Annotated in this window: 16 protein-coding genes and 1 pseudogene; 2 read left to right on the plus strand and 15 right to left on the minus strand. The window is 53.3% G+C overall.

The features are described from left to right. Positions 1 to 9: 9 nt before the first annotated feature. From asbD to M3223_RS10760, 13 genes and pseudogenes are all read right to left on the minus strand, one after another. Positions 10 to 279 (minus strand): petrobactin biosynthesis protein AsbD, encoded by a 270-nt coding sequence (gene asbD / locus M3223_RS10700; protein ID WP_251561289.1) that lies wholly within the window; start codon positions 277 to 279, stop codon positions 10 to 12. Next, positions 276 to 1,550 (minus strand): AMP-binding protein, encoded by a 1,275-nt coding sequence (locus tag M3223_RS10705; RefSeq protein WP_251561290.1) that lies wholly within the window; start codon positions 1,548 to 1,550, stop codon positions 276 to 278. The genes asbD and M3223_RS10705 overlap by 4 nt, the downstream gene beginning before the upstream one ends. Further along, a complete protein-coding gene (locus M3223_RS10710) occupies positions 1,547 to 3,406 on the minus strand; it encodes an IucA/IucC family protein (RefSeq protein WP_251561291.1) in 1,860 nt (619 codons plus the stop codon). Before M3223_RS10710 ends, M3223_RS10705 begins: the two co-directional genes overlap by 4 nt. Then, the gene (locus M3223_RS10715) at positions 3,376 to 4,632 is read right to left on the minus strand and encodes an MFS transporter (protein WP_251561292.1); all 1,257 of its coding nucleotides are present in this window, start codon (positions 4,630 to 4,632) and stop codon (positions 3,376 to 3,378) included. The genes M3223_RS10710 and M3223_RS10715 overlap by 31 nt, the downstream gene beginning before the upstream one ends. Continuing rightward, entirely contained in the window at positions 4,629 to 5,966 is a 1,338-nt protein-coding gene (locus M3223_RS10720; protein ID WP_251561293.1) for a lysine N(6)-hydroxylase/L-ornithine N(5)-oxygenase family protein, read from the minus strand. Before M3223_RS10720 ends, M3223_RS10715 begins: the two co-directional genes overlap by 4 nt. Further along, entirely contained in the window at positions 5,959 to 6,510 is a 552-nt protein-coding gene (locus M3223_RS10725) for a GNAT family N-acetyltransferase (protein WP_353057688.1), read from the minus strand. Before M3223_RS10725 ends, M3223_RS10720 begins: the two co-directional genes overlap by 8 nt. A gap of 79 nt (positions 6,511 to 6,589) precedes the next feature. Continuing rightward, a complete protein-coding gene (locus tag M3223_RS10730) occupies positions 6,590 to 8,386 on the minus strand; it encodes an IucA/IucC family protein (protein WP_251561294.1) in 1,797 nt (598 codons plus the stop codon). After that, positions 8,383 to 9,909 (minus strand): pyridoxal phosphate-dependent decarboxylase family protein, encoded by a 1,527-nt coding sequence (locus M3223_RS10735; RefSeq protein WP_251561295.1) that lies wholly within the window; start codon positions 9,907 to 9,909, stop codon positions 8,383 to 8,385. The genes M3223_RS10730 and M3223_RS10735 overlap by 4 nt, the downstream gene beginning before the upstream one ends. Continuing rightward, a complete protein-coding gene (locus M3223_RS10740) occupies positions 9,906 to 11,267 on the minus strand; it encodes an aspartate aminotransferase family protein (protein WP_251561296.1) in 1,362 nt (453 codons plus the stop codon). Before M3223_RS10740 ends, M3223_RS10735 begins: the two co-directional genes overlap by 4 nt. A 224-nt stretch (positions 11,268 to 11,491) precedes the next feature. Next, positions 11,492 to 11,719 (minus strand): annotated as a pseudogene (locus M3223_RS10745) (chitinase N-terminal domain-containing protein); the annotation flags it as partial. Positions 11,720 to 11,891: 172 nt separating this feature from the next. Further along, positions 11,892 to 17,168, minus strand: coding sequence for an S-layer homology domain-containing protein (locus tag M3223_RS10750; protein WP_251561298.1), 5,277 nt, complete (start codon positions 17,166 to 17,168; stop codon positions 11,892 to 11,894). A gap of 260 nt (positions 17,169 to 17,428) precedes the next feature. Then, positions 17,429 to 19,246 carry a right-handed parallel beta-helix repeat-containing protein gene (locus M3223_RS10755; protein WP_251561299.1) on the minus strand — a complete coding sequence of 606 codons (1,818 nt, stop codon included), beginning with the start codon at positions 19,244 to 19,246 and terminating at the stop codon, positions 17,429 to 17,431. Between the two features lie 201 nt (positions 19,247 to 19,447). Next, positions 19,448 to 21,199 (minus strand): glycoside hydrolase family 35 protein, encoded by a 1,752-nt coding sequence (locus tag M3223_RS10760; protein ID WP_251561300.1) that lies wholly within the window; start codon positions 21,197 to 21,199, stop codon positions 19,448 to 19,450. 166 nt (positions 21,200 to 21,365) lie between these two features. Between M3223_RS10760 and M3223_RS10765 the strand changes: the two genes are divergently transcribed. Further along, positions 21,366 to 22,289: an AraC family transcriptional regulator gene (locus tag M3223_RS10765; RefSeq protein ID WP_251561301.1), complete on the plus strand. Its 924-nt coding sequence runs from the start codon at positions 21,366 to 21,368 to the stop codon at positions 22,287 to 22,289. Positions 22,290 to 22,334: 45 nt separating this feature from the next. Here the strand turns inward: M3223_RS10765 and M3223_RS10770 are convergent, their stop codons facing one another. Then, on the minus strand, positions 22,335 to 23,237 hold the full coding sequence (locus M3223_RS10770; RefSeq protein ID WP_251561302.1) for an AraC family transcriptional regulator: 903 nt from the start codon (positions 23,235 to 23,237) through the stop codon (positions 22,335 to 22,337). 118 nt (positions 23,238 to 23,355) lie between these two features. On the opposite strand from M3223_RS10770, the gene M3223_RS10775 reads away from it, so the two are divergent. Further along, positions 23,356 to 24,468: a Gfo/Idh/MocA family protein gene (locus M3223_RS10775; RefSeq protein ID WP_251561303.1), complete on the plus strand. Its 1,113-nt coding sequence runs from the start codon at positions 23,356 to 23,358 to the stop codon at positions 24,466 to 24,468. A gap of 125 nt (positions 24,469 to 24,593) precedes the next feature. On the opposite strand, the gene M3223_RS10780 is transcribed toward M3223_RS10775, so the two are convergent. Beyond that, positions 24,594 to 26,186 (minus strand): extracellular solute-binding protein, encoded by a 1,593-nt coding sequence (locus M3223_RS10780; RefSeq protein ID WP_251561304.1) that lies wholly within the window; start codon positions 26,184 to 26,186, stop codon positions 24,594 to 24,596. Positions 26,187 to 26,232: the final 46 nt, after the last annotated feature.

The raw sequence follows: 26,232 nt of genomic DNA on the forward strand, positions 1-26,232 counted from the left end.
TCCAGTCCCTTAACCTCCAGCGCTGCTGACGGGAGTTAGCTGTTCCATGAAATCAAGCAGCGTTCCCACCGTTTGAAACACTCGCGGATCTACCTCATCTTCCGGGATCAAAAGCCCGAATTCCATTTCAATCCATACCAAAAGCTGCATCATCATGACGGAATCAATCCGCAGATCTTCATTCAGCCTGTGAGCTTCCTCCAGACGGGGCAGCTGCGTCATTTGCAGCTTCTGCTCCATGATAGAGCCCAATTTATTCATCCGTTGTTCCCTGATCATAAGCTTAATTCGGCCTCCTCCAGCAATTTGCGGCTGATTTTCCCCGTTGAGGTCCGCGGCAGCGTAGTCACGCACGCTACTTTGGAAGGCACTTTGTACGGCGGCAGTCTGTGCATGCACCATTCCCGAACCGTCTCGGGCTTCACTTCAGGCTCGGCGACGATCATACAGCAGACGATTTCGCCCATGACAGGGTGACGTCCCCGATAAACGACGCATTCCTGAATGCCGGCCAGTTGAGAAACGACATTTTCGACCTCCAAGGGATACACTTTTAGCCCGGATACATTGATGACATCGTCCGCTCTCGCCAAGAGGCGAATCTCCCCTTGCTCGACGTAGGCCAAATCACCGGTTGCAATGGTCTGGTTCCCGATCGCAATCGTCAGTTCTTGCGGCTGATCCAGGGAAGAACCTGCTTCAACAATTCGAATATGGCTTAAAGGCTTGCCAATATCCGCACTGTATTGCAGATCGCGGTTCACACTAATGCAGCCGGCCTCCGAACAGCCGTACTGCTGCAGCAAGCGGTCCCCGGCCAGCGGAGCCAGCTTCTCAATCAGCCCCTGCGGCATCGGCGCGCCGGAGCTCATCAGCTGATGGAACCGAACATCCGATGGGAAAGAAGTTAATACATGCAGCGTCAAAGGAACGCCGTAAACGATATGCTGCGGCGTATCTCGCAGAAGCGCCAACGTAAGCTTGGGATTAGTATAAGCAGCCACGTGAGGCACCGCTTGACGGGCCATAGCTGCGAGCACCCCGCTGATCAAGCCGTACGAATGACTGACCGGAGAAATCACAACGGGCGTCACAGCATTTTCTAAACCGATTGCTTCATTATAAGCTGCAATTTCTTCCTCAACTGCCGTCCAGGTTCTGCTGATCAGTTTAGGCTTGCCCGTTGTTCCTGAGCTGAACATGCAAATGGAAGCCTCCTGCGCGGAGCTGCTTGTCTCGTCTGAAGCGAGCGGCAAGAATCCATCCTGGACCGACTGAAATACAAGACCCGTGCAGCCGGCCTCTTTAGCCAGCGCCAGCGCCGTATCCATCGGCGTTTCTCCATGAAGCAGAAGAACGGAGATCCCCAGCTCTTTGGCAAACAGCACAAACGGGATCAGCTCAGCGGCATTGCTGATACAAACGGCAAGCCTTTGGCCCGGCTTCCACGTATCCCGAATGTGAGGAACTCGCTGCCAGTCCCTCCAGCGAGCGTCCAGATCGCTCTGGCTGTAATACGTTTGATTTACCGCAAACAACTTGTTGGTCACAGACGAAGCTCCTCTCTGTTTGTACGGGTCAAAAGCGGAAGAAAAGCAGCCAACGGATTAGGCACTTCATGCGACAGCCCTTTCGTTTGCATGGCGAGCCGTTTGTAGGTTAATTGCTCCACACGGGTTGTCGGCGCAAACAAATCCACGGTTTCAAAACGCTCTTTCCAGCGCGAATCTCGCTCCATATGACGGTGCAAACAAGCGGCGGTCATTTCCCAGAACTTTGTCTCTTCAAAGCCGTACCGGTCAGCGAGCAGCATGGCCAGCTCTCCCACATTCACGAAGAACAACGCGCCAAGCGTCAAATAGCGCAGCGGAGCCACATCCTCCACTTCAAAGTTGGCCCGTTCCTCCTTGAGCGCATAGCGCTCATGCACCTGAGTCAAGTCCGGGCATAAGTCAGGACGATTCAGGAAAGCGCGGCTGTACACCACATCTTCGTGAAAATCTTTGAGCGCCAATCGCTCGGGCCAGCCGTTGCGATGCACCATCACCATGTTCTGCGCATGCGACTCTGTCGCCACGCCTTGCACGGCAGCCAAATGGAGCACGGGCAGCACGCATCGTTCTAAAAACCGGTGCAGCCAAGCTTCGATGCCGTAAGCCTGCAGCCATGGATCGATAAAAGGCGTGCCGTCTTGTTCCAAAGTGCATAACGCGTAAAAAGGCACGCTGTCCTCGCCGGCCTGCAAATAGCTGTGCAAGCTTTCCCGCCAAATACAGCCGACAGCGGCATACAACGGATCACGAGCTTCTTCTTGCTGATCCGGAGGCTCGAACGTGAAAGCGGCGATTTCCCGCAGCAGAATCAGCCGGGCCTCGTTTTTCAAATAAGGGTCTGAATCCACTAACGTTTGCAGCCAATCGGATATAACCGGAGCCGTTAACGTGTAGTGGGGCAGAAGCTGGCGTGAGCTGGACGTATTTAATAGATTCATGGAAAGCTTCACATAGCTTTTATGCGGCGACGTCCGGTTGAACAAGGTACGAATTGACTGCTGAGGGCGATATTCATCCATCGATGGGCCTAACATTACGATGCGTTTCCTTCGCAGCTCATCCGCGTACACAGGAGCAACGACGGTGCGCCACTGCCAAGGATGCACCGGTACAAACGCATATCGATCCGGTTCTAGCCCCTCCTTGTGAAGCGTGTCTTGAAAAGATTGGAGCATGTCGGCGCCAAGCTCCTCACATAGCATGCCTTCCAACGTAAGGCTCGGCAAAACAGCTGTGCGACAAGCCTCTTTACTCACGGCCAGCCATAAAGGCTTCACATCCCGAGCGAACTCGGGCCCGTAAGCAAGATGATCCCCGTAGTCGAAACCGATTCGCGACTTATAGCTCGGGTGATAGCGGTGACCGTCCATAACGGCGGATTCGAATTGTTCACCACGAAGCTGATGCAAGGAAGTAACCCCCTGCATGCGCACATACTGAGCGATCGTATCCTTAAGAAGCGTATGCTCAAGCTCCTCCGTGAACGTGGCCAGCTTGTTTTGCGCCGTTCCCGGCACATTCAGCACTTCCTGAACAAATAAACGAAGCGACAGAGCTTCCGTCTCCGCTTCGACGGACAGTCGCAGCAGCGGAGCGGATTCCAGCAGCCGGATGCGGCCAAAGGTGAACCTGCGCTGCCCGGTACATGCGTAAACGACTTTCCGTCCTTCAGCATCCTTGCCCTCCAGAAGAAACCTCGTGTTATCTCCGGCAGGCTCCGTTTGCGGGGTAACAATCCCTTCATAGATAAGCGATTCCACCAGCTGCCGAAAAATTCTTCTACGCACTTGTACGCAGCTCTCGGATTGTAAAGCTTGAACAGCTATGAGGTCTTGCTGCCATGTGCATTCCATGGGGCGGCCTCCTTCGGCGATCTATAAATATTGGACCACTTAAACAGCAGACCGTTAACAAGACAAAGCAAAGCGGCAGCGAGCAGCGGCGACCCCAAGCCCGTCTGAATTGACAGGAAGGAAGCAATTAACGGCGATAACAGCTCCGCTCCGGTTTGAAACGACACCATGACGCTAAACGCCACGGCTGCTGAAGCTCCCTGCTCTCTTTGAAACAGAATCACATCCAGCACCGCCATCGTAATGGCAAGAAACATTCCGTACAGCATCCGTCCGGCGATTAATCCGGTAATCCCCTCTGCCGTTGCTTGCACCACTAAGCCGACCGCCATTGCCACGACGCCAACCATATACGAAATATGCAATCTATCCGGCTTGCTTATGGCGCGCAGCCAAGGCAGCAATAACAGGGCAAACAGATGGGGCAGCAGATAGATCAAACCAGCCGTGTCCGTCGTTAAACCAAAGTCTTTTTCCGCATACGGCGTGAAAAAAGGACGAACGACTTGATTCGCAAGGGTCAACGTAAAAAACAGCAAGCCCAGCATCAAAATCGCTCTGTCTTGGAGCAGCTTGCTTATTAACCCCTTTGACCCGCCAAGCTCGCGTCCGGCTGCTGGCTGGGAAGCGCTCTTCCATCCCCAGAGCACGACCACGCACACGATTAACTGAATGACATCCGCCGCTGCGGCCCCGTAAAACAGCGTCAGCGGATTTTCCATCTGCAGCATATGAGCGCCTGCAAGCGCCGCTATGAGCACCGCCGTATGGTGAACGGCATGAAATTTCGCCGCGGAGCCCGCTTGGGCCCCTTTATCGCTTAGTTCCATGATGATTGGATAAATCAACATATAACTGCTTTTGAACACGAGCAAACATACCGTCAAAATCAAAAATTCGTTCGCGTTGTCCGCCTGCGCCAACAGAGCCGTCGATAGAGCTGTTCCTGCTTGTCCAACAAGCAGCAATTGTTTGGCTTCCACCTTCCGCGTCAGCCATCCCCACAGAGGGGAGCAAAGCACAACCGTCAGTCTGCAAACGAACAAATAAAAGCCCGTATAGCTGTAATCCTCAATCCCAAACACCTGATGGAAAAACTGAGGGTAATAAGGCGACAGCAGAACCTCCGTAAACAGACCCAGAAACATGCAGCCAAGCAGCGCAGCCTGCATGCCTGTTCTTGAACTAAGCTTGGGAGCCTGTGCCATCCCCGTTCCGGGCATCATTCACTAATTCCAAACTGCTGGAACACATTGCGTTCCCTCAGCGGATAAACTTCACGTCCAGCCAGCTGCTTAATAATGACGCTGTTGCGATGCGCGCCCAAGCCAAGGTCAGGAGCGCCTACGCCATGCGTATGCAGCTCGCCGTTTTGGATAAAAATGCGGTTCTCCCCGCCATTCCGAAGCTTAAGCGAATACTGCTCGGCGATGTCGAAGCGCCCTTTGGCATCCCGGCAAATAAGCGGCTCCAGCCCGCTCAGACAAGCAGGCTCCGCATGCTCATAGCCCGTCGCCAAAATAACGATGTCGCTGCTATGTTCAAAAGAAACCTCCTGCTGCAGCTGCCGGCAGTGCAAGCGATAACCCCCTCTATCCGAGGAAGGGATAATCTGCTCCACCTCCGTTAAGGAAAGCAGCCTGACGCCCGGCCCTTCCTTCCCGCCAATGCCCGCTTCGTACAACGTATCGTAAATATCCGCTATCGTGTTCGCGCTGATGCCTTTATACAGCAAGCCTTGCCCTGCCCGGATTTTGTCCTTGCGCTCGGGATCAAGCCCATAGAAATACTGGGTATAATCAGGGGAAAAGTGCTCCAACCCGAGCTTCGAATATTCCATAGGGAAAAAGCCGGAAGAACGCGTAAACCAGTCGAGACGATAGCCGTTCTCCCCTTGCGCTCTCAGCAAATCCAGCGCAACTTCAGCGGCGCTTTGTCCCGAGCCCACAACGGTGATAGAACGAGCCCTCAAGCAGCGTTCCCGATTGGACAAATAGTCGGAGGAATGAAATACGTTCGGTCCGCGCAGCGTTTGAAACCGTGCTGGAATATGCGGGCGGCTCCCCACTCCCAGAACCAGATTACGGGCCGCATAACGAACCGTTTGTTCGGTATGCTGCTCTACCGCTTCTACAACAAAACGGGAGCCTGATTGCCCCTCCTCCAATTGAATGTCGCTCACTTCATAGCCAAACCGGCAGGTAGCCAGCCGCTCGGCCGCCCATTTGCAATAGTGGTTATACTCCCTGCGCGGAATTTGGAATTTCTCCAGGAAGTAAAAATGATACAACCGGCCATGCTCATGCAAATAATTTAAATAGCTTAGCGGGTGCGTCGGATCGGCCATCGTGACCAAATCGGCGAAAAAAGGAACCTGCAAGGTCGTCCCCTCAATGAGCATCCCGGGATGCCAATCAAACTGCGGTTTGCGTTCCAGAAAGAGAGCTTTTGTCTCCGGAACGCGCTCCAGCAGCGCGGCAAGACCCAGATTAAACGGACCGATCCCGACTCCCAGCACATCCAATTCGTCCGAAAAACTCGGAACTGCTTGCCTAACCAATAGGAATCTCCCTCGTTTCTCTATCTATCGCTTCAAACACTTCTCGTTCGCAAAGCATCAGCGCAGCCTTTTTATCGGGCAATTGCACCTCATGCTGGAAGCGGAAGCCGCATTTTTCAAAGATATGATGCATTTTTGCGTTCCGGATATCCGGCTCAGCAACAATGCGTTTCGTCTCCGGCTGCAGGAACTGCATGCGCGCAAGAGCTTTCAGCAGCGGAAGCGCATAGCCTCTTCCGAGAAAGCTTGGCGGGCCGATGAGCAGATGCACGCCCTGATCGTACGGAGCGGCTTCATAATAGGGGCCGATGACATCCGATTCCGCCCAGTAGGATTCAAAATAGCTCATCGGCTCCCCATCCAGTTCACCGATGCAAAGAGTATGATGGGTGTCGGCCAAAAAGCGCTCCAGATGGCTGCGATAAGCATCCAGCGAAATATTCAGCTGCCAGAACGGAACGACATGCGGCTGCTGATGCCAGCTGTGAAGCATCTGCAAATCGCGCTCCAGCTCCACAGGACGAAACGAGATTGTTTTCCCTATGGCTTGATCCTGATAGATTGCCCGTTCAGGCTCTTCAAACAGCAGATTTAAATTACGCGGAGTGGAACCTGACACGCGCTTACACCTCCGTTACCAGCGGATTATCCACAAGCACGTAAACCGACTGGTTTTCAAGCGAACCGACCAGCTCGTCCATATCGTAAAGGCGCGTGAGCAGGTTCGCTTTGCACGGAATTTTTGCTTCCGTCAGCAGGCTTTTCAGGAAGATCGAAGGCTCTCTGTTCATGGGCAGGAATTGCTCCAGCACACCGCGCAGTTCGCGCAGAAGCTCTCTTTCGTCGGCAAGCCCTGCCGTCCCGAAGCCGTTAATCAGACCGAATAAATGATTAAAAATAACATAATAACGGAAGCGCTCATCGGCCACCGCATCCTCGCAGAAGGTTTGGCTTTTCTCGCCGATGCCCGGAAGCTCCTTGCTCAAGTGCTCCTTCATGGAGTTGCAGAAATAGTAGCCTTGATTATCCCGGTAATAGTATTTGTGCGGGTATCCCTCGTGCAGCTGGACAACGCTGTTTTGCTGATGCGCCTCAAGCGCGATGCCGTGCGTTTCATACAACCAGATCATTGGTGCAAGCGATATGGCCAAATATTGGCGGAACCAGTCCAGGCTAACCTCGCCTGTTGAGCGTCCTTCCTGCTTCGCCAGCTGACGGATAATCGTGCTCAACCGCGATTCGGAACCTGGCAGCGGATCTTGAACTAGGGAAGCGACAAGAGAGGCCTGCTTCGCTTGTTCGCCTTGGAACGGGTTCGCGCGAAGGACAACCTCAAAGCCCGATTCCTCTTGCCCGTCCAAAGCGATCGACACGTAGGCCGGATCATTCACAATGGCAAAAGCCGGGTACTCCTTCGACACTTCGCCGACCTTGGTCCGAAGCAGACGGGAGACCTCAACGCCGCGTTCAAGCTCTTTGAACAGATTTATGCGCACCGAGTTTGTAATTCTCACAGGAACCGACCCTTTTGGCATAAAAGGAGACTCCTGGTGATACATCGTACGGAACGAAGATGTCGCCGAGTAATAACGGCCTAACGGACCCAGGTTCTCCAGCAAACCCGCTTCAATCAGCTTCTGAACGGCTGGCTTGGCCAATACTTCTTCAGCCTGCAAAGGATGCAGAGGAATCAGCGTATACGCATCTGTTTCGGTAAAGGGAAGGCTGGCATCCGCCCGGCGCAGATCCGACTTGATCCATTCGGTAGCCGATGTATCGGCCAGCGCTGAATCCTCCCGCACAATGCTCTTATGCGCACGGAAATAATGCAATTGAAACTGCCCTTTTAATTCCGGGGAAAAGACGCCGTTTAAGCTTTCCGGCACGCCGTCCCGGCTTTTGGGCGTCGGGTGCAGCAAATGTCCGAACAGCAACGATTGCTCCGCCGTTATGAAATCGCCCTCAAAGCCATACAACTGATCACGGTCCCCGTCGCGGGCCTCAACGATGTGCTGGATAGCCGCACAGCTTTCCTTGATCTTTTGAAGCAGCTCAGCCGTACGCGCGGAATCCTCCACCTTAACCTGATGGCCCAATTCAAGAACCAGACGCTCCGCCAGCACAAGCTCGTCTTCAGCACTTGCTTCAGCCCCAGTCCCTTTCCACTGGAGAGGAAACTGAAACAAATGTCTGCCGGTTAGCGAGCGGTATTTCAGCTCAACGAGAATGCTGCCGCCTTGACTGGCCAAAGGAACCTCCAGCTGCCACCTGCCGTCAAGCTCTTGCCAAACGCCTAGCGCCGTCTCTCTCAGAAAGCCGTTCAGCAAGCTTTGCAGCGTAGCTCTTGCCGCTGTTGTATGCGACTCCGTCCCCTCTCCCTCAAAAGTTCGTGTCTGTTCCAGCAGTCCGTCCCGGATCATGAATAAACTCCCTCCCGAGCATGCTGCTCGCTTCCATAGTGTTGTTCCAATTCCGCTCCGATTTGTACCACATGCTGCAAAATAGCTGCGGTATCCTGCTTCGTCGTTAACGGATTCAGCAGCGTAAATTTCAAGCACGCCTTTCCATTTGCTTTTGTGCGGGCAATAACTGCAGTGCCGCTTTCCAGCAGCCGGTCCCGAATGCGGTGGTTCAGCTCATCGGCCCAGGCCGTCTCGCTCTCCGTGGCTGGCACATACCGAAACACAACAGCATTCAAGGTTGGCTCCGCCAACAGCTCCAAGGTATCGTGCGACCGAATCTGCTCCGCAGCGCTGAGCGCAAGCTCCAGCGTATAATCGATCATCGCGGCGAACCGCTCGCGGCCCAAATGCTGCAGGGACATATACAGCTTCAAGGCGTCAAACCGGCGAGTGGTCTGAATGGACTTGCCCACAAGGTTAGGCACGCCGTTCTGATCGTCCTCTTGCGGGTTCAAGTAGTCGGCATTCAGTCGCAAATAACGATAGTTCACGGAATCTCGGAGCAGAAAAGCGCCGCAAGAGATCGGTTGATAGAACAATTTATGAAAATCAACGGTAATCGAATCTGCTAAGGATATTCCTTCCAGCAAATGAGCATGTTTGCCGCTCAACGCTAACGCGCCTCCATAGGCGGCATCCACATGGAACCACATGCCGTGCTCGCGGGCTAATGCCGCCAGTTCAGGCAGCGGATCGATGCTCCCGAAATCCGTTGTTCCCGCTGTTGCCACCAGCGCAAAGGGGAGATTCCCTTCCTGTCGAAGCCGTTCGATCGTGCTTTCCAGCAAATCGCAGCGCATTCTCCCCAGCGTATCTACCGGCACTGTGACAACGGCTTGTTGTCCCAAGCCCAGAAGAGCCGCTGACTGCTTGACCGTAAAATGCGCAGCCTCGGAACATAACACCCGCAGGCGGTCTGCCTGTGGCGGCAAGCCTTGCTGCTGCACATTCCAATTCCACTGTGAGTATGCGTAATGATCGCGGGCGAGCAATACGCCCATAAAGTTCGATTGCGTGCCTCCGCTGGTGAACACGCCGTCGCTGCCGCTTTTCTCGTAACCGAAAAGCTCGCAAAGCCAACCGATTACTTCTTCCTCCAGCATCGTAGCCGACATGCTCTGATCCCATGAATCCATGGACTGATTCAGTGTGGCAAGCAATGTTTCCGCCAGCAGCGAGGCCTGAAGAGGCGGGCAATGAAGATGGGCTACACACGCAGGATGATTCACAACTGCGGCATGTTTCACAACGGCTTCGCCAACAAAGGCCAACAGCTCCTCCATGCCGGTTCCCTGCTCGGGGCACACGGGCCGGCTGCGAAAAGCGGCCGCTAATTCCTGAGGCGCGGCTCCGCTGTAAGGCTGATCCGCGGCTGCAAAGTCACGGATTAGCACCTCGACTGCAGCGTGCATATGGTTACGGAAGAGCTCCTGGCTTTCCGGTGTCGTGTTCAAAAATGCAGCAGCGAATTCCCGGTTCACCCGAGCACCCCCTGAAGGCTTGGCAAGTGGCGTTCCGCCGCGATGACCGATTCATGGAAAATTTCAGCGATTTGATCGATTTGTTGCTCCGTGACGATAAGCGGAGGCAGGAAACGAACAACGCTGCCATGGCGACCGCCAAGCTCCAGAATGAGTCCGCGTTTGAGGCATTGCTGCTGGATTTCACGAGCCAGCTCCGGGTACGCCGGATAGCTTCCCAATCGGTCTGCGTTCTGCTCGGAATCAACGATCTCAACCCCGATCATCAGCCCTCTGCCCCGTACTTGACCGATGCAAGTCACAGCGGAACGCGTTTGCTCCAAATACTTGCACAATCGATCGCCAACCGCTGCAGCATGTTCAACCAGCCTGTCTTCACGAATGACTCGCAATGATGCAGCTCCGGCAGCCATAGCCAGCTGATTTCCGCGGAAGGTTCCGGCATGGGCTCCCGGCTCCCATGTATCCAGCTCATCCCGATAAACGACGACCGACAACGGAAGTCCTCCTCCGATGGCTTTAGAGATAATGATTACGTCAGGGCTGATATCCGCATGCTCGAAAGCAAACATTCGGCCCGTTCTTCCGATTCCCGTCTGCACCTCGTCAATCATCAGCGGTATTCCGCGTTCTTTCGTAATGCGGCGAATTTCTCTCGCCCAGGCGTTAGGCGCCGGAATCACACCGCCTTCTCCTTGCACCAGCTCCATGATCATGCCAGCCGGCGTCAGTACGCCGCTCTCCGGATCGTCCAGCAGGCGCTCAATGTATTGGCTCCCGATCTGATGACCTAGTTCTCCTCCGACGCCAAACGGACAGCGGTATTCGTACGGATACGGGAGAAATTGCGTCCCGGGCATCAGTCCGCCAACGTGGCGTTTTGGCCCCAAATTCCCCGTCAAGCTAAGCGCTCCGCTCGTCATCCCGTGATATCCGCCCTGGAAAGACATCATGCCGCTTCTTCCCGTGGCCGTCTTGACCAGCTTCACTGCCGCTTCCACAGCGTCCGCTCCGGTTGGACCGCAAAACTGAATCTTGGCGTTATTGGCAAAGTCGGCCGGCAACAGATCAAAAAGCTCATCCACAAACTGCTCTTTCACCGGTGTCGTCAAATCGAGCGTATGTAAAGGCAGGCCGCTCGCAAGCACATCCTTCATCGCCTCGATCACAACCGGATGATTATGACCCAAGGCAAGCGTTCCCGCTCCCGCCAGACAATCAAAATAAGTTCGGCCGTCCGCATCTTTTACTTGAATGCCTCTAGCTTCCGTAATCGCAATAGGTATTTTACGAGGATATGTTCTTGCGTTAGACTCCCTCCTCTGTTGACTTTCGAGATATATCGCATTGCCTTTCATAAATTAAATGTTCCTCCTTTAGGAAAATGATTATGAAATGACTTGCTCCATTCGCGTGAAGAGGGTTGGAAAAAATATGCAGACTCAACGCATCTATTGTAAATGATAATCATTATCAGTTCAAGGTCCAAATTTACCTCTTTTTATGTCTTCTGTTGCGGTGAAGGTATCAAAAAAACACCCGTCGCAGATTTACGAACGGGTGTTTTCCTACTTTAATCCTATTACTTTGTTACCATCACCTTCAGCACATTGCTGGACGTCGTACCGGCTGCATTCACCAGCTCCACACGGTATTCATACTCGCCTTTTGCACGGCCCGTAATGGATTTAACCGCTTGCTGAGCATTCGGCGAGTTCGCCGTTAGTGCTTTTGTCTCAATCAGAACTCCGTTCTCATAGAGACGGTACTCCGTGCCGTTTGTGCCCCACCACATGTTGATCGTGACGGTGTAGGTAGCCGTCTCTCAATCCGTTCGCCTGAGCGATGTTGAAAGAGCCGACTTACCGGTACGCCCGTGTAAAACGATTCCCTCAACCAACCGTGCAATAACCAGAACTTTAAACAGGGCCCTAGTATTTCACTAGAGCCCGATTAGGTATTAAAACATTATTGGTTCAAACCTACTTACCAGCCTTTAAGCTCTCCAGCAGATTTAATACAATCTGCGCAGCTTCTGCACGAGTTGCTTCGCGCTGTGGAGCAAATTGGTTTTGGCCCATACCTTTCATAATGGATGCTTGAGATGCAGCCGCAACATAAGCTTGAGCCCATGCAGGGATGCTGTTCGCATCGGAGAAGGAGCTTTCAGTTCCCTCTTGAACTTGCAGTCCCAGTGCTCGGACGGCCATGACGGCCATTTCGGCACGGGTAATGGTTGCGCCTGGAGCGAACTGATCCTCGCTGCGTCCCGATACGATACCCGCTTTAACGGCTGCTGCAACTGCGTCCGCATACCAGGCATCCGCTGGCACATCACCAAAGGAAGAGGCTTCCCCGGCAGGTTTCAATTGCAAAATATTCACCAGCAGAGCTGCGAATTCAGCGCGAGTCGTAGGACGGTTCGGGCTGAACTGCTCCTCGCTCGTTCCTTGCACAACGTGCTTGGCGGCAAGAATTTGCAGCGTGCGCTCGGCCCAATGTCCGTAAGGCACATCGTTAAATTTCTTTTTGAGTTCAATGACAACATAGATGCCAGGCTTATTAGCTTCAACTGTAATTTCCTTGCTGGCCTCGTCCGCGTCTCCGCCGACATAACTCAAGCGTTTAGCTTTGTCGTCATAGACATAAACGCCGCTCAGCTTGGAATCCGCCTTCTTGGTATCAAAAGGCAGCGTTACGGTAACAGAGCCTTTTGCAGCATCAGCCGCTTGGCGTTTGCCGTCAACAAGCAGTTCAATGCTCACTTCATAAGCTTGTCCAACAGCTTTTAATATGCTAGATACAGGAGGTTTCACCGTATCTGGGACCGGATTCAGACGCACCTCAATCGATGCTCCGCTCCCCGCTTTTTCTTTCAATGCTTTAAGGGCAGCCTCGCTAATTGTAATGACTGCATCTCCGCGTTTAACTTGAAGATCGGCATTGCCAAGGCCATTCAGAGAAAGAACTGCCTTTTGATGCTGAGAGCCCAGCTCGGCAACCGCTTTGCCATCCTCAACCTTCACACTGCTCTGTACAGACGGATCAGGAGTTGGCGTTGCAGCCGGTGGGAGCGTTGGAGCTACCGTCGGAGCCGGTGTTGGAGTTGCTGTTGAAGTTGGCGTCGGTGTTACTGTAGATGTTGGTGTCGGCGATACCGTGGAAGTCGGTGTTGGCGTTGGAGTACTGGTAGCTTCCTCAACCGTCAACGCAACTTCTTGCGTTTTAACGCTCTCGCCGTAAGCGTTGTGTGCTTTCACGACGAAATAGTACGTTCCCGCTTCCAGTGCTTCCGTCTCAAGTTCCATATCGCTGCCCGCGTTCAACACATTCGGGTAAACGCCGCTTTCCGTACCGTACAGCATGCTGTAGCCGGTAGCATCAGCGGAAGCAGACCAGGTCAGCTTCGCTTTTGCATCTTCAACCGAACCGTTCAGAGTCGGTACGGCGAACGGTGCATTTTTCAGCAGCAGGTATCCAAATTGATCCGGCGCTTTAATGGAGCCAATGCCGCTGTTGTACTCGATCCAGCCATTACGCACGTCGCCGCTGCCCGGATTGGAACGGGTGCCGTCGCTGTAGTTGGCCAGGAAGGAAATGCCCAGCTCGGAGCCTTCTTGAGCCGTTATGCCCGCAGGCAGCAGCTCGTTCCAAGGAATTGAGATTTCATAAATGGTTTTGTTCGTCTCTTCATTACGGCTTACATGGAACTCGCCAGCCGTGAATACGCCTGTTTGACGTCCAGCGACTGCATTAAAGCGATACGCCAGCATTTCGCCCGTATTGGACAGACCAAATGCAATTTCGGAATACCCTTTAGCTCCTGGTTTGTTGCCTCTTTGCGGGTCGATTGCCAGTTGAACGCTGGAACCCTTCCACAGATCGGCTGCATTCGTGATCGCCAGGTTATGCTCTTCCTCGGTGATTTCCACTGCCAGGTACAGGTTGTTGTTATCCCAGCCCGTGTAGCCTTTACCGGACAGCTTTTCAGGCGTCCAGCTTTCTTTAAAGCCAGCTACGCTTTCTTTCACTTGGGAAGCCTTGTTCATTTCAAAGCCGACCGAGGTCCACTCGCCCAGATTGCCGTCAATAGCAGGGGCTTGGGAGACGGAAAGGCTGCGCAAAGCGTCATGCTGTTTAATGATGTTGATTGCCTTGGATTCCGTAACCGCGCCGGACTGCTCATGGACGCGGTATTGCAGCGTATGCTCGCCTTTGCCCAGTCCTTTAACCGTATAGGTGTAAGGATGCTGAGTCAGCTCGGCCAGACGCTTGCCGTTTGCATACAGCTCAACCTTAGCGATGGCACCGAAGTTCGCCAAGTAAGGAGTCACGGTGAATTCAGCCGTACGAACCACATCGTCTTCACGCAGAATCGTGAAGTCCACTACTTTCGCCGGAGCCGGAGCACCAGGGATTTCTCCCGTTACAGCGGACAAAGCTGCCGATGCCGGGCCGTTGTTGCCGGTGAAGTCTTCCGCTTCTACTTTGTAGTAGTAGGTTTGGTTGGACTCTGGACGCTCACGATCGACAAAAGACGTCGTTTTCGACTCGCCTACCATGTTTTTGTAGGAAGGCGTAAAGTCCGGAGTTGTGCTGCGGTAAATGTTGTAGTGATTAATGCCGCTGCCCGTGTCGGATGCTGCATCCCAGGTCAGCTGTACATATCCGTTTTCGGTTGCCGCTACATTTTGAACCGCGCCTGGCAGCTCGTTGTCGGGACCGGATACTTGCGTATTCAGATCGAAGCCGGTAGCCGCTTGCCAGGAAGCAAGGCTTTCGTAAGCCGTACCGTACTGGAGGGCGCGGAACGAGCTGTCTGCGCTGAATACGCGGTTGTTGTTGATTTCGTCAATTTTCGTTTCGTTGCCAATGCTGAATACGGATGTATTCGGCACGCCTTCCTTCAGCACCACGTTGTTGCTGTGGATGCTGTTGCCCGAGTAGAAACCGTACGGGTTGGACGCGCTGTTGATGGCGTTTGTGCCCGCAACGTCTACGATAATCGTATTTCCAGCCACCTCGACGTCATGAAGACCGGTAGACAGATCAGGACGGCCCGTAAAGCTGCCGAGCGCGATTTGGCCGCGTCCGTTGCCTTGCTCGCCTTTGTTGCCCTTCACTTTGTTGTTGTTGATCTTCGCGCCGCGGTTGCTCATCGTGGTGAAGCCATTGCCTTTGTTGTCATGCGTGTAGTTGTACTCAACGGTGATGTTATCGCAGTACCAGTCGACGTTGATGCCCGCTCCGTCGTAGCCGGACTCGGAATCCTTCATCTCGGATACTTCGTTGAAACGGATCACCGAGTCGCGGGAAGCGATGTACCAAAGTCCGCCAGGCCCGTAACCGTTGGAGTTGGATTGGCCGCCGGCGCGCACGATGTTGCGCTCGATTGCGGAATCATGCGCATTTTGCACAACGATGCCCTGGTTGCCCATGTTGACCACTTCATTGCTGACTACATACAGGTTGCCGTAAGACAGCTGGGAGCGAAGCTCCTCTTGTTTGACGTTATCCCAGCCGGACGTCGTGATGCCGTACCAGCCGAGGTCATGCACGCTATTGTTGGAAATTGTGATGTTGTTCGCGATTTCCTTGTAATCCGAACCCGGCACATGAGCCGTTACGACGATACCGTTTGTATTCGTGTTCGGCGAGGAACTGAATACTTCATTGCCGTCGATCGTCAGCCCCTCGTGAACGCGGGAGTTGTCGTACTCGACCTTAATGCCGTTTGTTACATTGCCCCAAGCGAGTGTCGAGGAAGCAACGGCCTCAACCGCCAGGCCTTGAATGAGCCAGTGGTTCAGGTTGATACCAAGCACAACGCCGCTGCCCGGAGCATGAGCGGAGATTTTCGGCTTGGCTCCCGTTCCATAAGAAGTGACCGTAATCGGAGCTTCCTTCGTGCCGGAGCCCTTCAGTGTCAGCTTTTCGTTCCAGGTGTCTCCAGATTTAAGCAAAATGCGGTCGCCCGGCAGGAACGTCATGCCGCTGATCTTGCCGACCGTTTTCCACGCTGTCGCTTCGGTCAGACCGTCATTGGCGTCATCGCCTGTGCTGGAGCTGACGTAATACGTAGTGTTACCGTCCGAGATAGCCGGCGGGGTTTCCTTGGAAACGATCAGGCTGTCATAGCTCGCTTTAGCGTTAGAGGCGCGCAGTCCGACATGGCCGGATGTAAACGCTGTATCCTGTGCGGTTACAAGCTTGGATCCGTTTACATAAAGCTCCAGGAATTTGCCTGCGGAAACGCCTTTAAGCAGATAAGACGAGCCGCTGCTCATCGCAAACGAAGCCTCTTCAAGCGTCGTTTCGACTCCGCCTTCGACCTTCACAATCTGCAGCTTGCCGCTTCCCGAATACTGCATGCGGTATCCGTCGCCGTTCGCTTGACGGCGCAGCGTTACGCCTACCGTTCCGTCCGCTGCAATCTCGCTTGGCTTAATCAGCGTTTGCAGCGAGTAATTCGTCCAAGCGTCCAGCCCGGCATGCGTTTCACCGCCGCCTGCATCGGATTGATTGTACACTTGATTCGAGTCGCTGCCCGACACTTTAATGTTGTCGAACGCAACAACTGTCGCCCATGTAGCAAGGCCGATTTTGCCGGATGTATACGGAGCGCCGCTGTCGGATGCGTTAATCACGAGCTCCCCGTCGCGGTAAACCTTAAAGTTGCTGCCCTGTGCGTCAACCTTAATGTTTACGTATCTCGATGTATCCAAGGAAGGGCCGTTGTACGAGCCGAGCCAAGGCTGGTTGGTGCCGTCCTGTTTAACCAAGCGGATGTAGCTGTCCGACATGTACAGGAAGTAGAAGTGCTGTCCGTCCTGATAGCGGAACTTCAGCATGGCGCCTGCACCGCTGGTCAGCTTAACGTCGGACTCCAGGGAATAGTCCGTCCAAGACAGCTCGCCGGCGAGCAGCTCGGAAGCCCCGTCTTCTTTCGTTTGTTTGTAGACTTTATACGTATCATCCGTAACGCTGGACCAATTGCCGGAATTGTTCGTCCACCGGTCCGCGTTTCCGCTTTCAAAATCTTCTGAAAATAAAACTCCTGCGCTGCCGCTTTCTTTATTCCATGCTCCGCTTACGGGAGTCCAGGAATCAGAGCCAGCATCGTCAAAATTGTCCTGAAACAGAACCGGATCGGCGGGATCAGCCGATGCGATTGTTACAGCTTGTGCAACGCTCATGGTCATCAGCAGAAGAGCCATCATGACCATAACGACCCGATGATGGATTGCGTTCCGCATCATCATTTTCCTCCATTCAACTTGGTTTAGATAGATTTCATGATTACAACCCCAATATATCACCCAAATTCGACATAGCGACATGTGGTAAGCGCTTATCCTGTCATGTGGTTTTTGATTATCCTGAACTTGCGCTGGAAGCGCTTCCTCCGTATGGGTGAAACAGGAAAAACCCGCCGTCCCTTTAAGGGACAAGCAGGTTTTTTCGCGTTAATTCATTTTAAGCTGGCCGGAGTAACTGGGTTATTCAATAACCCTCGCGCTTAAGGAATAAGTCCTGTAGTTGCCGTGTGGGCAGCCGATGCGGCGCCGTTGTTGCCGTTATAATCTTCGGCCTGTACTTTGTAGTAATAGGTCGTGTTCGATTTTGGACGAGCGTTATCCGTGAAGGACGTGCCCGTCGACTCGCCTACCATGTTCGCGTAAGCAGGCGTGAAGCTAGCCGTTGTTCCGCGATAGATGTTGTAATGCGCAATACCGCTTCCCGAATCCGTAGCTGCAGACCAGCTCAATTGCACGTATCCGCCGCTAAGCGTTGAGCTTAGCCCGGAAACGGAACCCGGTGCGGTAGCGTCAAGTGCGTAGACAAACGAGCCGGAGTCGAAGCCTGTAGCGCCCTGCCAGTTCCAAAGGCCGCTATAGGTCGTGCCATTTTTTTTGGCGGTGAACGTCGAACCGCTGCTATAAATCTTGTTCTCCCAAATTTGATCAATAGTGGCGTTGGTGCCGATGTCAAAGACGGATGTATTCGTAGCGGATTTTACCACGATGTTATTCCGGTAAATGCTGTTGCCTGTCCAAAGACCTGCGATCGGCGTTACGCCATCGTCTGCAAATGTGCTGTTGACACCGGTTGTGCCCGCTACGTCCACGATAATGGTGTTGTAAGCCACTACCATGTTCTTTGCTCCTGTCATTAAGTCGCGGCGCGCTGTGAAGTTGCCAAGCGCAATTTGACCGTCGCCGTTATGCTGCTCGCCTCTGTTGCCGTAAACTTTGTTATTCAGGAATTTGCCTCCGTTGTTGCTCATGGTTGTGAAGCCGTTCCCGGAGTTGTTGTACGAAAGGTTATATTGAGCGGTGATGTTTGTGCAATACCAGTCGATATTGATTCCGGCGCCGTCTCCTGGAGCTCCGGAATTACCCATGTCCGATACTTCGTTAAACCGGATAAACGAGTCCCGCGAAGCGACGAACCATAATCCGCCCGGACCGTAATGCTCTCCGTTTGCAGGAGCCACTTGTCCGGCAGCCCGCACGACGTTCCGCTCAATGGCGGAACCGTTGGCATTTCCGATGACGATGCCTTGGTTGCCAATGTTCGAAACGTTATTACCGACAACATACATATTCTCATAGGTTTCCTGCGAGCTGACGCCCGTGTTAGCAGCTGTGTCATAGCCGCCCGTGATAATGGCATACCAGCCTACCTTGCTCACGCTGTTGTTTGAGATGACGAAGTCCTTGCCCACTTTTCCGTATGTTCCGCCGTTAAAAAAGGCTTGTACCGAGATTCCATACGTATTGGAATCCGCAGACGAGCTGTAAACATTGTTCCCGTCAATTTGCAGTCCCTCGTACACTGTTCCCGCGTTGTACTCAATCAGGATGCCGGTTGCTTTGTCCGGCCACAGAAGTCTGCTGGAAGGGATAATTTCAACGGCCAGCCCTTGGATGAGCCAATGGCTGATGTTGGAGCCGTACACAACTCCGCTGTTCGGAGCGCCGGATTTAATCAGCGGTTTGTTCCCCGTTCCGTACGAGGTAATCGTAATCGGACTTGCTTTTGTGCCGGAGCCCTTCAGCGTCAGCTTTTCATTCCAGGTGTCGCCGGATTTGAGCAAAATACGGTCGCCCGGCTGGAACGTTATGCCGCTCACCTTGGCCATCGTTTTCCATGGGGTAGATTGGCTTGTGCCGTTATTGCTGTCGTTGCCCGTACTGTTGCTGACATAATAGGTGGTGTTTGCCGCGAAAGCTTTCTGTGTGTCTAATACCGAAATACCAGGAATTGCGCTTGCCAGGAGCAGCAAAAATGCTGTCATGATTTTAAAAACCCGTACCTGTAATGCGCTCCTCATTCTTCATATTCCTCCATTCAAAATTGGATTAAGGCGTCTGCCCCTTACGAACATATCATAATGACAATACATCGGATATGTGGTAAGCGCTTTATTTTTTATGTGATTTTTGATTATTCCGACAATTAACAACCCTTTCCAATTCCTATCTTCGACAAAAAAAGCCCGCGAATCCTCACGGGCTCGCAGGCTGATCTCTTATTATTTATCCAGTACCGGATGGTCCAGCAGGCTGACGCTTGCGGATTCCGTTCCGTGAAGCTCGAATACGACGATTTCGTTTTTGCCTTTGCGAAGCAGCGGGCCCGGAATATACAGCGTTTCCTGAGGCGCAAGCTCCCAATAACGGCCCAGGTTGAAGCCGTTAATATAAGCAACGCCCTTCGTCCAGCCCTTCATGCTCAGGAAGGTGTCGGCCGGCTCGTCCACTTCAAATTCGCCCTTGTAGAAGGAAGGCTGATTGTCCTGGCTGCCGCTCACGTCGCCGAAGCTCAGCTTGGACAGATCATCCAGCGGCAACGGATGTACCGTCCAGTCGAACAGGAACGGCAGGCCGAAGCGCACGCCTTCCGTAATGCCCTTGGCATCCTTCATTTGCGGACCGTAGTTGATGCGGCCCATGTTCTCGACCAGAATCGTCAGCTCTACGCCGCCCGGCGGAACTTCAAATACAATATCATGCTCTTTGTCGGAGCGCTCGATAATGCCTTTAAACTGCCCGTCGATAAAGATATGTGCGCGGTCGTGAACCTCTTGCAGGTTGAGGCGGCTTTCCGGACGCGGGCCGGACAGATGCGTCGTGTACAGGATGAAGCCGGAGTTCTGTCCGTATTGCTCCATCGGCTCCGGGCAAACGCTTTGAATCGGCGCGGACAGCGCGTCCAGCGATGCCAGCAGCGGCGCTTGGCCTGTCATTTGGATCGTGCCGAAGCTCTTCTTGGCGATAGGCTCCGGAAGCTCCAGCGGACCAAGCTCCGTGTATTTGCCGATGACTTCGCGTACGGCATAATATTTCTCCGTAAGGTCACCGCTCTCGCTAAGCGGCGAATCGTAGTCGTAGCTCGTAATCGTCGGCGCCAGCTTGTCCGGGAAGTTCGCTCCGCTGAAGAAGCCGAAGTTCGTGCCGCCGTGGAACATATAGAAGTTAACCGAAGCGTCGGCCGCCAGCATATCGTCCAGCACCTTCGCTACATCAGCCGCATCGCGGGTATGATGCTTTTCGCCCCAGTGATCGAACCAGCCGTTCCAGTACTCCATGCACATAAGCGGTTGATCCGGCTGATATTCCAGCAGCTTGGCAAACCCTTCCGCCGAACGGGAGCCGAAGTTGACCGTTTCCCAAACGCCTTCAACCATGCCGCCCTGCAGCATGTGGTCTTCCGGACCGTCGGAGGTGAACAGCAGCACATCCACGCCGCGATTGACCATAGCTTCCTTCAGGAAGTTCAGGTACTTTTTATCGTTGCCGTAGCTGCCGTACTCGTTCTCGATCTGCATCGCGATAATCGGCCCGCCCTTGGTCGTAAGGAACGGCGTAAGGCGAGGAATCAGATTGTCGTAATAAGCGTCGATTTTATCCAGGAACGGCTTGTGGAAGCAGCGCAGCTTCATGCCCGGATCTTTGAGCAGCCACGCCGGCAAGCCGCCGAACTCCCATTCCGCGCAAATGTAAGGGCTTGGACGGACGATAACGTACAGTCCCAGCTCACCCGCAAGAGCGATGAATTTCTCGATATCGGCCAAGCCTTCAAACTCGTATTGACCTTCGTTCGGCTCATGGAGATTCCACGGCACATAGGTTTCTACTGTATTAAAGCCGCAAGCCTTAAGCTTGAGCAGGCGGTCGCGCCAATATTCGGGAACAATACGGAAGTAATGGATTGCGCCGGACAAAATCCGAAACGGTTGATCGCCAAGCAGCAGCTGTTTGCCTTGAATGGACAGTTGACTCACGGTGAGGTTACCTCCCAAAATCGATCTATGATGATCCTAATAGTAGAACTCTCAGCCCCTGCGGTGAATGCACAAACTCCTCCTTTAGTTAACCATTTGTGCCGACTGGGCCACTCTCCTATGGTATAATCAAGCCAATACGCGTTAGCGGGCGGGGGCAAGCATTATGGATACGATTTTTCTCTTCCAAAATATCGCGAATACGCTGCAAATAACCGGCTGCCATTTCGGCGTTAAACCTGCCAAATGGTCGTATCATAAACATCATCACCCCTTCTACGAGCTGATCTGCTGTATGGAGGGCGGGGCAGTGCAGGAGATTAACGGGGAGCGGGTCGATCTCAAACAAGGCGACTGGATTGTGCTGAAATCCGGCGTAAGCCACACGATTGCCAACCATTCGACTACGCATTACGCTTTCTTCAACATCCACTTCGATCTGGACGACCTGAACGTCCGCAGCCGGCTTGGAGCAGCCCCTTTCCGCCTGATCCAGGCCGCCGATGCGGAGCGTACGCAGCTTCCGCAGCTGCTCCCTGAATTGGAGAAGCTGATGCAGCAGGAGCTGGCGTCCGACAAGCCGATGGACATGCCTTCGCCAGAGGTCGTGCAGCTGAGTTTGCCGCTTCATCAGCGGCTGGCCATGCAGGCTTATGTGCTGCTCATTTTGCAGGAAATTCTCGTGCTGCTGGAAAATCCTTCGGCGGCGGAGGATCAGTCCCGTCATCTAGTATCCGCTTATGAAGCGGATATGGCTCATGCTATCGAGGAGCGGCTGACAGCCGATTTTTCGGTTAATCCGTCCGTGACGGATATTGCAGCGGAATTGAATATGAGCCGAAGCCAGCTGTCCAAAATCTTCGCGAAGGTGTACGGAGTCTCGCCCCGCCAATATATTAGCCGCAGGAAGTGGGCCAAAGCGAAAGAGCTGCTCGTCACCTCGAATCTCACCGTTTACGCCATAGCGGAGCAGCTTGGATTCAGCTCCGTCAATCACTTTTCCCGCCAATTCCGCCGCTGGACCGGGCTGTCTCCCAATCAATACCGCCATCTGCCGCCGCAAGGCGAAACGGATGACGCCGGTCCCTAGCGGCCCCGTACGTATGTAAAAAATAGGTTGAGCCGTAAAACGCGCTCAACCTTTTTGGCTTGCCTTTTGCTCGATCCGGCTTCTTGCCTTGACCGATTTGGCGTATTCCGAAGGGTTCATGCCGCTGGAGCGTTTAAACGCCTTGGAAAAATAATGCACGCTGCTAAATCCGAGCTGGCGCGAGATTTCTGTAAAGTTATGCCCGTCCTCGCGGATGAGCAGCTTGGCTTTTTCCATTTTCATATGAGCGTAATATTCCATGACCGTCTTGCCCGTATGGCGCTTGAACAGCTCCTTGAGCTTTGTATTGGCTATATGAAGCGTTTGGCTGATCTCCATGAGGCTCAGCTGCGAGGATAACCGCTCTTCCATTAAAGTAACGATCGCAGACACAAGCCGGTCCTCGTCCTTTTCCTTTGGCAGCAGCAGCGGAGCCCGTCCATGCTCCAGGGACGAATCGCCCCGCAGCAGCAGGATCAGGAAGGTTTCCAGATACACCTTCACCAGCTGCTCGCTGCCGAGCGGCTGGTTCGGGTTCCGGGTCAGCGGATAGCGGAACGGAAACTCAAACGCATTGGCGCCTTCGCTGATAATTCGGGCCATAGCGTTGCGCTGCTCGTGATTCAGCAGAAATAATTTGTCCGCGAACCGCTCCATCATCGGAGAGTGGCAGTCGAAGGTGATGACGATGACGTTAGGGGCTTTGCCGCGTATCGCCGTCAGGCTGTGAAACTCGTTGGGCTTATGAAAAATGAGGCTGCCCTGCTGCAGGCTGTAGCGCCGGCTGTCGGCGATGACCTCGATTTCCCCTTTATCCACGTAGACCAGCTCCCAGAAGTCATGCTTCTCCCCGGAGAATATATAATCTTTGCCGAACTCAAAGTAAAACATCGTAATGATGCTGCGGATGTCGAAAAACAGGTTCAGATGCGTCCTTTCCAGATTCATCAGCTTGGCAGCTCCCTTCCCCAAAATGACAAATAATGCGTCTGCGAGTACAAAGCCAGTCTCTGCGGTTGTTTCGTATAATGAAACAAGTCCATCACCGCAAAAGGAGGCATTGGTTATGAAGTTAGGCGTCATTGGATACGGATCCCGGATTCAGCACGTCATCCAGGAAATAATCAAGCTGGAACCGACCTGCACGGTATCGGCCATCGTCGACCCTCAGAGCCGAATGTACCAGGAACATCAACCGCAGCTGCTGCAGCATACCGCTTTTTACGATACGCCGGAGGCGATGCTTGCTTCCGCCGAGCTGGACGGCGTACTGATCGGCACGAGATGTTATCTTCACACCGAGATGGCGCTGAAGGTGCTCCCGACGCGCATTCCGCTCTTTCTGGAAAAACCGGTCGCAACGACCATGGAAGATCTGCTCCGGTTAAAAGCAGGCGCTGAGCAGTGGAACGCTCCCGTCACCGTATCTTTCCCGCTTCGCGTATGTGACATCGTACAGGTAGTCAAAGAAATCGTCGATTCCGGCAAAATCGGAACCATCGAGCATGTGCAGGCCGTGAACAACGTTCCTTACGGCTCCGTCTACTACCATAACTGGTACCGCGACGAGTCGCTAACCGGAGGACTGTTCCTGCAAAAGGCCACGCATGACTTCGATTATATCAATCATGTGCTTCAATATCAGCCTGTCAGCGTCTGCGCCATGACATCCAAGCAGATCTATAAAGGCGACAAGCCCGCCGGTCTGCATTGCCATCAGTGCGACGAGAAGCATAGTTGTCCTGACAGCGCCGCGCACGATGAAAAAATGCAATGCGTATTCGGCACGGATACCGGCAACGAGGATTCCGGCAGCGCTCTTGTCTACTACGACACAGGCATGCATGTTTCCTACTCGCAGAACTTTTTCGCCCGCAGAGGTGCAGAGGCCCGCGGCGCGCGCTTCCTGGGTTATAAAGGCACCGTGGAATTCGATTTTTACACCGAGACTATCAAGGTGTTTATGCATCATACGGACCGGGTGGAAACGTACCAAATTAAGTCGGACCAAAGCCATTTTGGCGGCGACAAAGTGCTTGCCCGCAACTACATCGACATGATTCAAAACAAAAGCGCTTCGATTAGCCCGATTGAGGGCGGCCTGATGAGCGCCCTGCAATGTCTCAAAGCGCGGGAATCCGCGTTGACGAATACGTTTCAAACGATTGACTGGAACTAAAACAAACCAAGAAGAGAAGCCGGTTACCCGGCTTCTTTTTTATTATCCTCATAACGGCATTCTAAATATAAGGGAAAAACGACCGGCACTCCGCTTCCGCAGGCGCCCGGTCGTTTTTAGTTGTGTTAACGGCCTTCTGCAGCCGCTTGTTTGTTTGTTTCTTCGACGAGCTTCGTGCCGCCTTTTTTCAGCCATTCTTCTTTAAACTTCGCGAAGTCGGCCGGTACGTCTTTGGATTTGACGATCATATCGACGATTTGTTGATTCACGTAATCGCCCAGCTCGCCGACCATAGCAGGATCCAGTGCGTCCTCGCTAATATTCAGGAACTCCAGCGGATCTGGAACTGCGTAATCGCCTGTGGATTTGGCAGCAGTCAGAATCTGATCGCGGTTAGGCGTGCTTTCAGGCAGGAAGTCCGTGTTCCAGGAGACCAGCGTTCTCAGTTTAAACGCAAAGTCCTTGTCTTTCTCTTCTGGCGTCATAATCGGAACTTTTTTGTCGCCTTCCAGCTTATAATGTACGCCCTCGATGCCGTTCAGCATCAGGTCTTGGCCTTCCTCTGACAGCAGGTAGTCAAGCAGCTCAAGCGCTTTTTGCTTCTTCTCGTCGGAAATGCCCGCGTTGATCGAAGTTTGCAGCCAGAAGTTGCTGGAGCCGTCCATACGCTGCTTGCCGTTTGCGCCCTTCAGCGTTCCGACCCAAGTGAAGATCGACTTCGGATCTTTGTCTGCGTAAGCTTTTTGGAATTTATTGGTGATGTCCGTATAGAACGTGGCATTCAGGTTGTTGACAATCATGCCGACTTTGCCGGTAATGAACTTTTCAACCTTTTGCTCATCCGTGTTCAGCATGAAGTCCGGATCGAGAAGCTTCTCACCGTACATTTTGTTCAGGAACGCTACGCTTTGCTCCATTCCCGGCGAGATAACTTCCGGCTCGAATTTTCCGTCAGCCGTCTTTTGGAAACGGCCCGTGCTCGCGTCGAATGCGTTAAAAATCGGATATTGCCACCATACGCCGCCGGAGCTGGACGTGTAGCCATACGTATCCTTTTTGCCGTTGCCGTCCGGATCGTTCTCCGTAAACGCTTTCGCTACTGCGTAGAATTCGTCAATCGTCGTCGGCACCTTCAGACCCAGCTTATCCAGCCAGTCCTTGCGGATCAGGATGTTATGGCCGTTAATGGAGTTTTTGCCGCTGCCCGATTCGTTGAAGATCGGAAGCCCGTAATGTTTGCCCTCAGTCGATTTTGCAAGCACCTCGAAGTTAGCCAGCGATTTGCCGATGTTCGGGTATTTCGATGCTTCATCGGAAAGATTCAGAAGGAGGCCTTCCTTGACCCACTGCTTGTACTGAATCGGCTTGCCGATTCCATTGGAGACGAACACATCCGGCATCTCTCCGGAGGCGATCATAACGTTAAGCTTCTCCTCCCAGTCGTTCCAGGAAGCAACGATCGGCTTCAGCTTAATGTTCAGTTTCTCCTGCAGCCGTTTGTAGATGGCGGAATCCGGTGCATCTACTCCTTCAAAATCCCATCTGAATATGGACAGCTCGACCGGAGCGGCCGGTTTGTCCGACCCTCCGCTGTTGTTCGCCGCCGGCGTATTAGCCGCTCCTTCTCCGTTATTGCCGCCGGAGCAGCCGGCGATTACGCCAGCGAGCAGCGGCACAACGGCCATGGAAGCGATCCATTTCTTTTTTGTTCTATTCATTTCTTTTCAGCTCCCCTTATGATCATTGAACTAACAAGATTATCGA

It is taken from the genome of Paenibacillus pasadenensis (assembly GCF_023715725.1).
In the GTDB taxonomy this organism is placed as follows: Bacteria; Bacillota; Bacilli; order Paenibacillales; family Paenibacillaceae; genus Paenibacillus_O; species Paenibacillus_O pasadenensis_A.